At 62.3% G+C, this 11,895-nt stretch carries 14 protein-coding genes and 1 pseudogene; all 15 read right to left on the minus strand.

Features of this window, described 5'->3' with window-relative positions; translation table 11 throughout:
* Window positions 1–1,161 precede the first annotated feature (1,161 nt).
* Entirely contained in the window at window positions 1,162–1,434 is a 273-nt protein-coding gene (locus ACZ4VA_RS37920) for a hypothetical protein (RefSeq protein ID WP_468084472.1), read from the minus strand.
* A 74-nt stretch (window positions 1,435–1,508) separates the two neighbouring features.
* Entirely contained in the window at window positions 1,509–2,303 is a 795-nt protein-coding gene (locus ACZ4VA_RS37925) for a hypothetical protein (protein ID WP_468084474.1), read from the minus strand.
* Window positions 2,304–2,362: 59 nt separating this feature from the next.
* Window positions 2,363–3,064 (minus strand): hypothetical protein, encoded by a 702-nt coding sequence (locus tag ACZ4VA_RS37930; RefSeq protein WP_468084476.1) that lies wholly within the window; start codon window positions 3,062–3,064, stop codon window positions 2,363–2,365.
* Window positions 3,065–3,969: 905 nt separating this feature from the next.
* Complete coding sequence (locus tag ACZ4VA_RS37935) at window positions 3,970–4,386, minus strand: deoxycytidylate deaminase (protein WP_468084478.1); 417 nt, start codon at window positions 4,384–4,386, stop codon at window positions 3,970–3,972.
* A 59-nt stretch (window positions 4,387–4,445) separates the two neighbouring features.
* Complete coding sequence (locus ACZ4VA_RS37940; RefSeq protein ID WP_468084480.1) at window positions 4,446–4,655, minus strand: hypothetical protein; 210 nt, start codon at window positions 4,653–4,655, stop codon at window positions 4,446–4,448.
* Window positions 4,656–5,313: 658 nt separating this feature from the next.
* On the minus strand, window positions 5,314–5,541 hold the full coding sequence (locus ACZ4VA_RS37945; RefSeq protein WP_468084482.1) for a hypothetical protein: 228 nt from the start codon (window positions 5,539–5,541) through the stop codon (window positions 5,314–5,316).
* Between the two features lie 274 nt (window positions 5,542–5,815).
* Complete coding sequence (locus ACZ4VA_RS37950; RefSeq protein WP_468084484.1) at window positions 5,816–6,127, minus strand: hypothetical protein; 312 nt, start codon at window positions 6,125–6,127, stop codon at window positions 5,816–5,818.
* A 53-nt stretch (window positions 6,128–6,180) separates the two neighbouring features.
* Entirely contained in the window at window positions 6,181–6,585 is a 405-nt protein-coding gene (locus ACZ4VA_RS37955; protein ID WP_468084486.1) for a hypothetical protein, read from the minus strand.
* A gap of 35 nt (window positions 6,586–6,620) precedes the next feature.
* A pseudogene (locus tag ACZ4VA_RS37960) lies at window positions 6,621–6,706 on the minus strand.
* A 21-nt stretch (window positions 6,707–6,727) separates the two neighbouring features.
* Window positions 6,728–6,931 (minus strand): hypothetical protein, encoded by a 204-nt coding sequence (locus ACZ4VA_RS37965; RefSeq protein ID WP_403031173.1) that lies wholly within the window; start codon window positions 6,929–6,931, stop codon window positions 6,728–6,730.
* Window positions 6,932–6,984: 53 nt separating this feature from the next.
* Window positions 6,985–7,380 (minus strand): endonuclease VII domain-containing protein, encoded by a 396-nt coding sequence (locus ACZ4VA_RS37970; RefSeq protein ID WP_468084488.1) that lies wholly within the window; start codon window positions 7,378–7,380, stop codon window positions 6,985–6,987.
* Window positions 7,269–8,273, minus strand: a complete 1,005-nt coding sequence (locus ACZ4VA_RS37975; protein ID WP_468084490.1) for a sigma-70 family RNA polymerase sigma factor — start codon at window positions 8,271–8,273, stop codon at window positions 7,269–7,271. The genes ACZ4VA_RS37970 and ACZ4VA_RS37975 overlap by 112 nt, the downstream gene beginning before the upstream one ends.
* A gap of 488 nt (window positions 8,274–8,761) precedes the next feature.
* Window positions 8,762–10,714 carry a DNA polymerase gene (locus ACZ4VA_RS37980; protein WP_468084492.1) on the minus strand — a complete coding sequence of 651 codons (1,953 nt, stop codon included), beginning with the start codon at window positions 10,712–10,714 and terminating at the stop codon, window positions 8,762–8,764.
* A gap of 71 nt (window positions 10,715–10,785) precedes the next feature.
* Complete coding sequence (locus ACZ4VA_RS37985) at window positions 10,786–11,268, minus strand: DNA (cytosine-5-)-methyltransferase (RefSeq protein ID WP_468084494.1); 483 nt, start codon at window positions 11,266–11,268, stop codon at window positions 10,786–10,788.
* Window positions 11,269–11,338: 70 nt separating this feature from the next.
* A complete protein-coding gene (locus tag ACZ4VA_RS37990; protein ID WP_468084496.1) occupies window positions 11,339–11,860 on the minus strand; it encodes a DNA cytosine methyltransferase in 522 nt (173 codons plus the stop codon).
* Window positions 11,861–11,895 lie beyond the last annotated feature (35 nt).

Consider the following 11,895-nt stretch of genomic DNA (forward strand, 5'->3'; position numbering starts at 1 on the left):
CTCGCTTCGACTACACGACATAGGTTGTCTGACCAGCGAAAACCCCGACCGGCAGAGTGTTTGCGGACAGACAGCCGATCGGGGCAAGCCCAGGGTACGACGAAGCCCCGCCCATGCGCGACGGGGGATGCACGCACGGACGGGGCAGGGAAACCGGCGCTAAGCCGGTGGCTTCATTCGTCGCTGAGGCACTGCGGGCACGTCACGGCACGCTGCCACTCGTCCACCTTGCCGGTTGCCCCACACGCCGGCTTGCCGTCCGTCAGCGCGTGAACGGTCAGTACGTTGTCCCCGATCGTGCCGGTTACCCGAACGGGTCGCTCTTGCTCAGTCGTGGTCACTTCTGCTCTCCCTGATCGTCCGTGGGTCGTTCGGGTGTCCGTGGATCAAGTGCGTGTGCATGGCGAGAACGACGGGACGCGCACCGGAAGGGCTTCCGGACAAGATCACGTGCCTGACGCAATTTCGCAGGAAGCGGCACACGGGGCAGGTTTCAGGGTCCGCAAGGCCACGGCGCGGAGTTCGAAGGTTAAGCATTAACACTGTCGCTCCCCCCGTGGCGCTTGCAGTCGGGCAGGGAGCACGGGGGCGAAGAACCGGGCGGGAAGTACGCGACTCCGGAACGCACGTCCAGCGCTCCGCCGTACTCCGTCCACCAACCGACCGGAGAGTTCGCGTACGGGCCGGTGGGGTCGTCAAGGAGCGTTATCAGCTCCGGCTCAGGTAAGGCGCTCAGGCGCGCTCTCACGCGCTTCACGGGGGCTGTCATCCGACCGAAGCCCCTTCGGCCACCCATGTCTTGACGCGCGACAGCTTCGGTTCTTCGTGCGGGTGGTTGTTGATCTCAATCAACACGTCACGATCTTGCTTGTCGTCCCACTGTTTGGCGAGTGCAGCGCACACGTCACAGTCAGGGGATACCGTTGCCCGGATCTCCGGGGCACGAGACGACACGATCTCTCGTGGTCCATCCGACAAGTCAGCCACCCTCTTTCGCTCAGGGAACGGGGAAGGGTGGCGACGGGCAGGGGGTACACGACTCCCTGTCCCGTACAGCGACCTTCCCCGCGTCTTCACGCGGTCCGTTGTGGTCATCTTTTGTTGTCCTCACTCCGGCGAGAGTTGATCATCCGTCAGGAGTGGTGCCTTTTCAGGCTACGCCTACGAAACGCTTTCGTCTGCCGTTTCGTCACGGGTCGTTGTCTCGTCGTCAACGAGTACGTATGTCGTACGCCCCACGGTCACCGCCGCGTGCCCGTTCCTGATGTGCTGAGCGGCACGCTCAAAGTCTTCTGACCGCTCCTTGTTGTCGCGTGACACCCGTTCCCACATAGCGGCCTTGCCCTCAAGTTTGGCAAGGATTGCTTGCACGCTCGTGAACTCTCGTGTCTTCGGTCCGCCCATGCCTGACATGAAGTCGTCGTCATCATTCATGTGTTGAGGGTACGCAGAAGCCCCCGCACCGACTACCACGAAGGCAGTCAGCACGGGGGCTCAATGACGAAGCCTCAGACGCTCAGGGCAGCGTCAAGCTCCTTGTACTTGCGTCGGATCGTTGCCGGGTGACGGGTAGCGGCCTTGCCCACCTCTTCGGGGCTCAGCCGGTGTCGCCAACCCTTCTCAATGATCTCGTCGGCTTCCTTGTTGCTCAGGCGTACGGGCTCAGGCTCAAGCTCCGGCTCGTCCGCCGGCTCAGGCTCAGGAAGGGTCTCCTGTACGGGCTCCGTCTCCTCAAGGACGGTCTCCGGCGGGTTGTGCACCATGAAGCGTGCCGCGATCGGCTCAGGGCCGGTCATGGGCAGGAGCATCGGAGCGGGCTCCGCGTACAGCTCCTTGAACGCGTCCGCCTTCGTCGCCTTGCGCTCCGCGTCAGCAAGGGCAGCCATGTAGACCGGGCCGACTTCGGCAAGCAGCATGACGAGCGCCGGAGCGATCAGGTGAACGGCCACGCCGACCGCGTCACGCTCACTGACGGACAGCCACACGTTCAGGAACACGCTGCTGAGTCCCGTGATCCACCGGAAGGCAACCGGCCACGCTCCCAGCTTCGTCACGCCGTGCCGGGCAAGCGTGCTCTCAGCGCTCAAGGCCATGATGAACGCCGCGTCAACGATCAAGCCCAGGACGAAGCCGGACCATTCCCATTCGCTGTGCGTGCTGACGAACGGGGTCGTCGTCATCAGGCTGTAGAAGACGAGTCCAGTGATCAGGAACCACCGACCACCGGTCAGCGTCCACCGGGTTCTTCTGATCGTCTTCTCAGTGGGAGACAGCTTCGGCTTGTCAGCCTTGCCCTTGCCCATGTGCCTTGCTCCTAACGGGTGTTGACGTGTTGTCACCCGTCATGGAGCGGAGGGGATTCCTACTCCGGCAGGAGCGAACTCACTACGCCTGTAACGGAGTTGAAGACCGGACGCGTACCGGTGACCAATCCGCCGTTGCGCACGGGACCGGACACGACCGGCTCAGGCTCAACAGGCTCTTCGGACAGCGTGGTTGCCGGAGTGGTGTCAGCGGGGGCTTCGGTCGGCAAGTCAAACCATGGCTTGTCGGGGTCCGTGACCACGTTGGGGGCAGACACCACGTCGTCACTCGCGTCTTCGGCTTCCGCCGGCTGAGCGGGTTCGGTCGCGTCAACGTAGGGCTCGTGCCACGGAAGGAGAGCGTCCGGGACGTGTACGCCAACGCCGTTGGGCATGACCGCCTTGCCGAAGTCGTCCAGAACCTTGCCGTCCCCCTGAGCGTCCTTGAACGGTCCCGCTGAGCCTGCCCCAGTGGCCTTCTGAGCGGCTGCCTGACCGGCCTTCGCCTCAGTGGCGGTTGTGGACGTTTCGTGTGCGTCAGCGGGCTTGTCAGCGGCCTTCGGTGACGCGGTGACAGTCGTTGTCGGTTGGGGGGTTGCAGTGTCGGCAGGAGTGTTGCCGTTTGTGAAGATCATCGCGCCGAGACCGAAGGCCACAGCAGCGGAAGCGAGAGAAGAGACGGGCAGAACGAACTTGTGGTTCACGGTGTCCCCGAAATGATCTTGTTGCGTCTTCAACGTCTTGTGTACCAATGGTTGCATGGGCCACGTACAGCGGAACGCGAACTTCCGTAACAGCTACGCAACAAGCTTTTCGGTCGTTGTGGTCGCGTGCACGTACTCACACGTGGTCCACACTCCGGCGCTGCTCACGACCAACTCACGGGTCTCGCGCGACCGTTGCCACTCGACACCGGACACGAGAAGCCCACTGTCCTTGCGACGACCCCACACCCGGAAACCGTCGTACCTGGGGGCAGCCGGCGCGCTCAGGATGCGTGCCACAAGCCGACCCTGAGCGCTCAGAACGGACTTCAGTTCAGTGCACGACCTGATGAACTCCTCCGTCATGGACGAGCCGAGAAGCGTGCAGGGAAGCCACGAACCGGAAGCGCGAGACGGGACCCAAACGGTCAGTGCGAGTGTAAACGGTGCAGTATGCATCTAGTGCCCCCCAAGGCTCCGGAACGAGTAGTTCCATAGTGCGTTTCCAGACAGTCACAATCCGTCATTCGTAAGGATTGTGTGAGTCCCCTCCTCAAGTCGTACAACCCTCAACGTCACTCGTCGGTCAGGTGTAGATACACGTGGTCACGAGCCCGTTCGAACGGCTGTGCGAACGGATGTACCAACTTACTCCCCGGGTCTGACATATGCCAGAGAGTAACGCTGCGTTAGACATTGTGCGTTTGTGAAACGATCTTCACAAGAAAGGGGACCAACCCACTCTTGAGAGTAGGCTGATCCCCTGGGGTCTCGTGGCTCAGTTGGCGCGAACCCACCGGAAAATGTGCGCTTGCTTCATGTTGCCGCTGCACTTCTCACCGCATGAGACGCACTTGAGGATTCGCACCTGAGCCATTTTCTTGCCCCTTCGCTCCGTCGTTCTTACAAGAGAATCGTACCACGTAACTACTCTTGAGAGTAGGCACTGACGAAGGGACTTCCTACTCTTGAGAGTAGGCTTCCCGCTCAGGAGTGACGACGCGACGAATGCCCGCAGCGCGTATCAGCGTCCAGCAAGCCGGGCAAGGCTCACGCGTCACGTACAGCGTGGAACCGGGAAGCTCGTTGGCCGGCGCATGGCGTATGGCGTTGCGTTCGGCGTGGTCGGCAATGCAATTGCTGTAGTCGCTGTTTGCCGCACACTCCCCGTACGTGAGCTGTCCACGTGGGCACGCGCCTTCTGTGAGGCACCCGGGCACACCCGCCGGAGCCCCGTTGTATCCGGTGCCACGGACTTCGTTGGACGCGTTGACGAGCACAGCCCCAACCTGAGAGCGCGTGCAGTCGGCTCGTGATGCTGCCCACCGTGCCCCAGCGAGAAAGTACGCGTCCCAACCGGGTCGTCTCGTGCCGTTCACATTCTCCCCAAACGGAAAAGCCCCCCGGTCTCCCAGGGGGCTTCTCTGTGCTCGTGCGGTCAGTTCTGTGTGTATCCGATCCGCTCGAATCGGTCGACTTCGTAAGCGGCAGCGTCAGCGGCGTAACCCGGTTCGAAGCCTTCCGCTTCGTAGTCGAACGTCCAGCCGGTCAGCTCGTCCCCACTGCTCAGGAGAACGCGCACGGTCAGCGTCTCGCCGTTAAGGACAACTTCGGCAGTCTGGTTGCTCTCGGCGTTGGTGAGCTTCACGCTGTCCACTGTGTTTCCCCTTCGGCGTTTTCGTGCTTACAAGGGGAACACTACCTACTCTTAAGAGTAGGCACAAGCCCTACCGCTCATCTCCGGGCCACCCGTAGTACGCACCTTGCAGCGCGTCAATGAGCGTCTTGAGCTGAGCGCGGTCACGAAGGACGAGCGTCCCCGTGTACTCACTTCCGCCGTTGACCTGAGTCCCGTACACAGCCGTACGAAGCTCACCGCTCCGGGGCTCACGTACAAGCTCAGCGCCCACACGGTCAGCCGGAGACCCAACGCGCTTCTCTCGGATCTCAGGAATCATCGCGCTCGTCTCCGTGGCAAACCGTGTGAGTGGTCGGACCCGGGTTGACGGGCACCGGGACCACAGTGGTACCGCCGGAACGCTGCGGGCTCTTCGGCGTGGTCGGCTTGTTCAGGTTGGGCTTCGGAGCCGGAGCCGGAGCCGGACGCGGAGCGGGGGCAGGAGCGGGACGCGGAGCCGGAGCCGGACGCGGAGCCGGGACACCGAACCCAACCGTCGTGTACGTGTCGCAACGCGTGTCGTCGTCGTCAGCGCTACAGCCGGCCACCATGAGAGCGCCCACGAGCGCGACCGAAGCAGCGGCAGCCACCTTCGTACCGAGACCCATCTTGTCCTTGCCGTACGGGTTCATGCGTTGCTCTCCTCAACGTTGCGGTAGTTGACGCGCGCCTTCCATGCCTCACTGATCAGCGTGTGAAGCTCCGAGAAGGCTGCAAGCTTGTTGGGTCCGTAGGTCAGCTCGTTGACAAGCTCTCCGTGACGGTCCCGGTCTGCCCAGTGGTCTGCCATGTCGTCCAGCACGTCAACGGCAGCGGGGCTCAGTGTCAGGAACGGATTCGGGTTCTCGTTCGCCATGCTCTTACCGGAGCGGAGGGGATTCCCGCTCAAGCGAAGAGCCGGCCAACCCACTCTTGAGAGTAGGCTGACCGGCTCGTTGGTCAGTCGGTGTCGTTGGTGTCCCGGGCAAGGAAGCGTGCAAGGGCAAGCACGTCTTCCGGGTACGCGTCGTTTGTAAGGGTGGCTTCACGGATTAACCGCACAGCCACCCGGTACGTGTCCACGCGCTCAGCAAGGTCTTCGGCTGCCCGCTGTGCTCGTGATGTGAGAACAGGGGGCTTGAACTCCGGAGTCACGGACGAAGGCCGCGCGCAATGAGATCCTGATACGCGCGTTCCTGGGGGCTCATGGTGCGTCGCTCGTACCGCGTGCCGTTGAACGTGAGCGAAGTCTTCGCGGTCTCGCGCGTGACCTTCTCCTGTTCGGCTGCCGTCTCGTTCAGCCATGCGGCAAGCTCACGCATCTCACGCGGGGACAGCTTCGCGCGGTCACCCGGAATGGCGAGAGACGCAATGCCCGGCTCACTGTCCTTCGTGAACGCAACGACGCGCTCACCGGTCTTCGTCTTGAGTACGGCCTTCGTCTCACGGGTGACGCTCAGCATGGGTGCTGTCTCCTTCATGTTGTTCGGTGACCATGGGCTTGAGGGGCTTACGCTCATGCGTCCGCCCAAAGGGAAAGCTGTACGGCCTTGAACGGCTCGTGACCGATCAGAACGGCGGATTCCTTCTTGAACACGACCTGACCGAAGCGACCGACGCGGTACGAGAACTCAGGAACTTCGTACTCCCATATGTGGAAGCCGGCGGAAGCCAACCGGTCCCCGAAGTCCTCAAACCAATTGTTCAGCTCGTCCAGCGAAGCGAAGCCACAGACTTCGTCGTCGTAGATCGTGTTCAGGTTCGGGTCAGCTTGCGGGGAAGGGTGCCGCTCGTCGCTGTGTCGCCAACCCATACCGGCCAACTTCTCGCGGTCGGCAAGGGGCACGTTTCGGCACGAGTATGGGCCGGAAGGGAAGTCCTTGTCACGCACTGTCGCGTGAGCAACCCGCCAAACCTTCACGATGCACTCTCCTGATCGTTGGGTGTGGTTGTGCGTGCCCCGAACGGGATTCGAACCCGCGTCGTCCCGTGCACCCTTGCGGGCTCCGGATTGGGATGCTCTTCCGTTGAGCTACCGGGGCGAAGGGCCGAAGCCCCGTGCGTCAGACAGACGACTTGATCCGGCAGGCGAGAGCGTCAGCGCTGCGGAGGGAAGCGAGCATGTACAGCGACTCCTTGCCGCCCTTGTGAACGGTGCTGATCGTGTCCCCGTCCGCGTTCCGGGTGACGAACTCAATCGCCATGTTCGGGCGCGCGCTGCGGTAGGTCTGAACGGTTCCGCCGGTCGGCAGGTTGTAGGTAGCCACGGTGGTTCTCCTTGCTTCGCGTTCTGTTGCCGGTAATGGAGCGGAGGGGATTCCTACCGATCAACCCGCCGGTAATCCGTGTCACGGGTGAGGTAGCGGGCAGCGCGTAGAAGGCGCTCCGGATCGTCCTTGAAGTGGCCTAGCGCGAGATTGCACGAGTGGCACAGAACACCCCGTACGCGTCCCGTGGCGTGGTCGTGGTCAATGCTGTGAGCCTTGCCGTTGGCCGGCGGGGGAGCGCTGCACAAGTCGCACGGTCGGGCTCGTAGCTCCAATGCAACGGAGTCCACGAGCCCGTACCTGCCCGCACGGTTCCAAACCGCATAGCGGGGACGCTTCACGCGGTAGCGGCCTTCTTGCGCGCGTTGTAAGCACGCTTCTGAGCGGCACGCTCCGCCGGGTTGTCCTTGCGGAAGCGCTTCGTGGCTCCGCGCTTGCACGACTTGCACTGAGACATGCGCGCCCCGGTGACCTTGTTCCGGACGTAGAACTCTTCAACGTCCTTCTCAATGCCGCACGCCTTGCAGCACTGCGTTTCACCCTTGGGGGCTTCCGGGCTTCCGCCCAGGTACAGCGTCTTGAAGTTCTTCCGGGCTTCGTCCCTGACGCTCTCAACGGCCGTGTACGCGACTCCGGCCACTTCGGCAAGTCCCCGGTGGTCGTCGGCACCGATGCAAGGGAAGTCGCCAATCCCGTACTCAGCGGAAAGGATCGCTTCCTGATCCGAAGGGAGAAGGTCAAGGGTCTCGTGAACCCGACGCTTGTTCTCGCGCTGACGGTCGGACAGCTCGTCGTTCGCCTCAGTGCGGGCAATCGCGTAGTTCGTGGTCAGGGTGTCGGCCACCGTGGCGTTCTCGTTCTCGCCAACCGGAGCGTCAAGGTACTCAGCCCCCTGCCACGAGATACGAGCGGCGTACGCGGTCTCAGCGGTCATACGCTTCGCGCCCATGACTTCGGTGAGGGTGCACAGCCGCTCAGCTTCGTACGGGTCCCCAGCGGCCATGCTGAGCGCCTTCTCAAACTCAGCGGCAATCGAACGGCTGACACCCTGCCGCGTCTGCACCTTGCGTTCGTCAGCGAGCATCCCGGAAACGGTCCGGTCCATGAAGGTGAAGAACTCCGCCACGGACGAGCCTTTGAAGCGGCTGAGACCCTGCCACACGGCCACCCGACCCACCTGGGCAAGGTCGTCCATCAGGTCAGCGTCAGTGCGTCCGCCGGTCGTCGCGTACCGCCGGGCAAGCTGAGTGACGCGCTCTTCCGTCGCTTCGATCACTGCCGTAACGGCTGCAATGTCGTTGTTCTGAGCGGCGGCAATCTGCTGAGCGGTGAGGTCAATCACGGGGAATCTCCTTCGGCGTGGCTTCGCTCCGGAATGGAGCGGAGGGGATTCCCACCGAAGGAGTCAGGACGTTTGCCCAGGTCAGAGCCTGTTTTGGGCAAGGCTTCGCCACGGAATGGCGAAGATGGGTGTCACGGCCTGAGCCCCGTCAGTGGGCTGTATCTCGCGACGGGGCTTGATCAAGGCCGTTCGTCGTTGCGTCATGAACGTATGTCAGTGCCTACTCAGAAGCAACGTTCTGAGTAGGCACCGGACACACATCTGACCATGACGCTGTGACGTTGAAAAGTGATGTTTCTAAGGCGCAACCCGGGGCTCATCCTTCGGGATGACGGTTGCCCCCACCCGATAACAAGGGGGTTACCTTCGGATCGCAGGAACGGGCTTTTATGGTGCGTCAGCCCACTCTTAAGAGTAGGCAGTGAATCGTGATCGCGCCGTGACCTAATCGAACGTCGAACAGAACCGGAAGGTGGCTCAGGTCACTTCTAGGCAGCCTTCGCGTACGCCGCTTGAGGGTTCGACGCGTACCACTCGTCCTGAGCGATCAGGAGTTCAGGCAGGTACTTGCCCTTCGCATCCTTCATGTACAGGCTGCCCCACGACCGTCCGCCAACTTCGGCTTCGGAGCTAATCGGAACGCCGAACAAATCGAACGACATGCAGCGTTCGAACTCACGGGCAAAGTCCTGGGCTTCCCGCGCGGGGACCGACGCAAGGACTTCGTCATGAATCGGAAGCTTCATGTAGTCGAGAAGGCCGGCCTCTTCCATGTTGAGCATGGATTGCCCCAGCACGTCACGCGCTGCCGACTGTGACTGATAGTTCACAACGGCGTACATCCGGTCCCGGTCAAGCGGCAGGCGACGACCCGTGACGGACACGGTGACGAGCCCGGTTGCACGAGCTTCCCGCTGCCACTTCTTGGACGCGCGGACGATCTCCGGATACGCACGGTCGTACGCAGCAATGGCAGCACGTACCTGAGCGATAGGCGCACCGGTCTGACGAGCGATCGTTTCCGCCCCTCCGCCGTACACCTTGCCGAAGCCGATTCCCTTGCACAGCTTGCGGTGAGCCTTCGTGAAGTTCGGACCGAACACGATTCGCGCCGTGAAGTCGTGCAAGTCTTCGCCGGCGTTGATCGCTTGCTTCATGCGCTTCACGTTGGCGAGAGCGGCAAGAACGCGCATCTCAACGGCAGCGAAGTCGGTGGACACCATGACGTGACCGGGGTCAGCAAGGAGTGCGCGCCGGATCATGTAGTCAGAAGACGGCAGCGTTTGAAGCGCGGGCTTCGTGATGCTCATACGACCCGTGCGCGCGGCAAGAGTCTGTATGTTCGGGTGTACGCGACCGTTCGCGTCAAGGTTGTTCAGGAAGGTGTCCGCGTACGCGGTGACCCACTTACCGGCACGTTTCGCGCGAAGGACAGCGTCAGCCAACGGGTTAGGCGTACGACCCCCTACGCGCTCCCAATCGCGGTCAAGGTCAGCAAGGAATTGAAGAACGGCCTTGTCCGTCTTGTACGCGCCACCGTCCGTGAACTCAGGCTTGCTGTTGCCCGGAAGAATCATGTCTTCGCCCATGGCAAGAAGGGCTTCCGCCACCTGGGCACCGGAGTTGACCGACTCAACGCCGTACCGGGCGGCAACCGCGCTGTACTTCGCCTCTTCTTCGTGAAGCTTCACGGACAGCGTGGACGCATAGCCTTCGTCCAGCACGATTCCCGCGCGCATCATCACTGAGCACATGCGGGCAATTTGGTGCTCGTAGTCCACGAGCGACTGACGCACGCCGAGACGAGCAAGCTCAGCGGTCAGGATCGGGTCAAGACGCGCCGTGTAGATCACGTCAAGGCCGGCGTACAAGTTGTAAGTCGGGTGGTCCAACGGGATGTTGGCCCAACCCGTGGCCTTCGTGAAGCCGAGACCGTTGAACACGGCGGTCAGGTCTCCGGCAGTGTCCGGCGCGCTGGGGTCCGTGTAGTACGCGCTGAGGGGCTTGAGCCCGGTCCCGATTCCGCCCTTGTGGGGCTCACGCGGATCAATGAGCGTCGCCTTGATCTTCGTGTCAACGGTCTTCGGTGCCAGGATCTCAAGGGCAAACTCCGCGTGCTCGTCCAATACGAGCCAATCGAACGGCGCGTTGTGGATCAGGAAGCGTGAAGCCATGCGGAGCACGAAGAGGGCAGCCTCAATGAAGCGTCCCCCGCGTTCCCAGTGGATCACCCATGCCGTGTGCTCGTCTCCGAACTGAACGGTCCGGAGTCGGTAGTTCGGGCTGTAGATATCAAGCCCGGTGGTTTCAGTGTCCAGCGCGATCGGTCCACGGAGAGCGGCAGTGCGCGCCCACTGCATGAACTCACGAAGGTCGTTGTCAGTCTCCGGAATGTTGATCCGGACGTGTTCGCCGGCCACGTCATGGAAGTACGTTTTCAAGGTGTGTCCCCTAACGCCAAAGGGGCCAACCCACTCTTGAGAGTAGGCTGACCCCTTGTCGGTTGCGTGTCTTACTGCTCCGCGCGGTGAGCGTCCAACTTCGCCTTCAACTCACGGAACGCGGCGAACGCCTGATGTGGGACCACGCCGTTGCCGATCCGCTCAAGCTTCTCGCGGTGAGTGAGCCCCGGGACGTTGGTCACCCAACCCGGCTCAAGACCCATGAGCCATTCCGCAAATTCGGGGCTGAGCTTGACTCCGCCGCGTGGACCACGAATGACCGGGACCGGTGCCGCTGTCTGCCGGATCGTCTCCCACCGGTACACGGCAGGCGCGAACTCTCCCCACCACTCAGCGGGGGAGTGCGGTCCGTCGTCGGGCAACTCGTCTTCCGGCGTGACGTTCAGCAAGAAGACAACTTCGTCTTCAAGGGTCGGACCGTGCCCACCGGCCTTGCGCTTGTCCGGGTGCTGAGCGCTGCCGTTGCTGCCCAGGTTGGCAGTCGGTGTCTTGAAGAGCTTGTCAGCGCGGTCACGCGGGAAGAGACGAGCCACGGCGGTAACAAGGTCGTCCCCACCTGCCCCCGCCCGGTCGCGCTTAGCGAAGTCGGGACCCCGGTTCGCGTCAGCTACGGTCGGTGTCGGAAGGAGCGGCAACGCAGAACCACCGGTCACGCATGTGCGGGGCTCCGATATCGGAAGCTCGTATACACGTCCACGCAGCGTCATACCCGATCTCGTGAAGCGATGTGAGGACCGATCCGAGCCCCCGATTTCGGATAGCTCCGACGTTCTCCAAGAACACGTGTCGGGGTCGAATGATCCGTATTGCGTCAGCGATGTTGAACCAAATTCCGGAACGCTCACCCTTGATCCCCTCACGCTTTCCTGCATTGGAAATGTCCTGGCACGGGAAGCCCGCTGTGATCGTGTCGACTTCGCCCGTGAACTCGTGCCACGGGGCGTACCGCACGTCACCGATGTTCGGCGCGTCCGGGAAGCGGTACGCCATGACTTCGCACGCTGCCTTGTGGACTTCGGCAACGTGCGTGACCTTGTCTCCGGTGAGCGCTTCAACGGCAAGTCCAAGACCGCCGTAACCCGCGCATAGCTCAAGGATTGGCACCGTGTGCCCCTCCGCTCTCATTGGGTGTTGGTACCTGTCTGAGAGCGGAGGGGATT

The organism is Streptomyces sp. NPDC028308 (assembly GCF_055565855.1).

Excerpts from the sequence above, each read along its gene's own strand:
- ACZ4VA_RS37920 (WP_468084472.1), bottom strand. The coding sequence starts at position 1,434 with ATGAATGATGACGACGACTTCATGTCAGGCATGGGCGGACCGAAGACA.
- ACZ4VA_RS37925 (WP_468084474.1), bottom strand. The coding sequence starts at position 2,303 with ATGGGCAAGGGCAAGGCTGACAAGCCGAAGCTGTCTCCCACTGAGAAG.
- ACZ4VA_RS37930 (WP_468084476.1), bottom strand. The coding sequence starts at position 3,064 with ATGCAACCATTGGTACACAAGACGTTGAAGACGCAACAAGATCATTTC.
- ACZ4VA_RS37945 (WP_468084482.1), bottom strand. The coding sequence starts at position 5,541 with ATGGCGAACGAGAACCCGAATCCGTTCCTGACACTGAGCCCCGCTGCC.
- ACZ4VA_RS37950 (WP_468084484.1), bottom strand. The coding sequence starts at position 6,127 with ATGCTGAGCGTCACCCGTGAGACGAAGGCCGTACTCAAGACGAAGACC.
- ACZ4VA_RS37990 (WP_468084496.1), bottom strand. The coding sequence starts at position 11,860 with ATGAGAGCGGAGGGGCACACGGTGCCAATCCTTGAGCTATGCGCGGGT.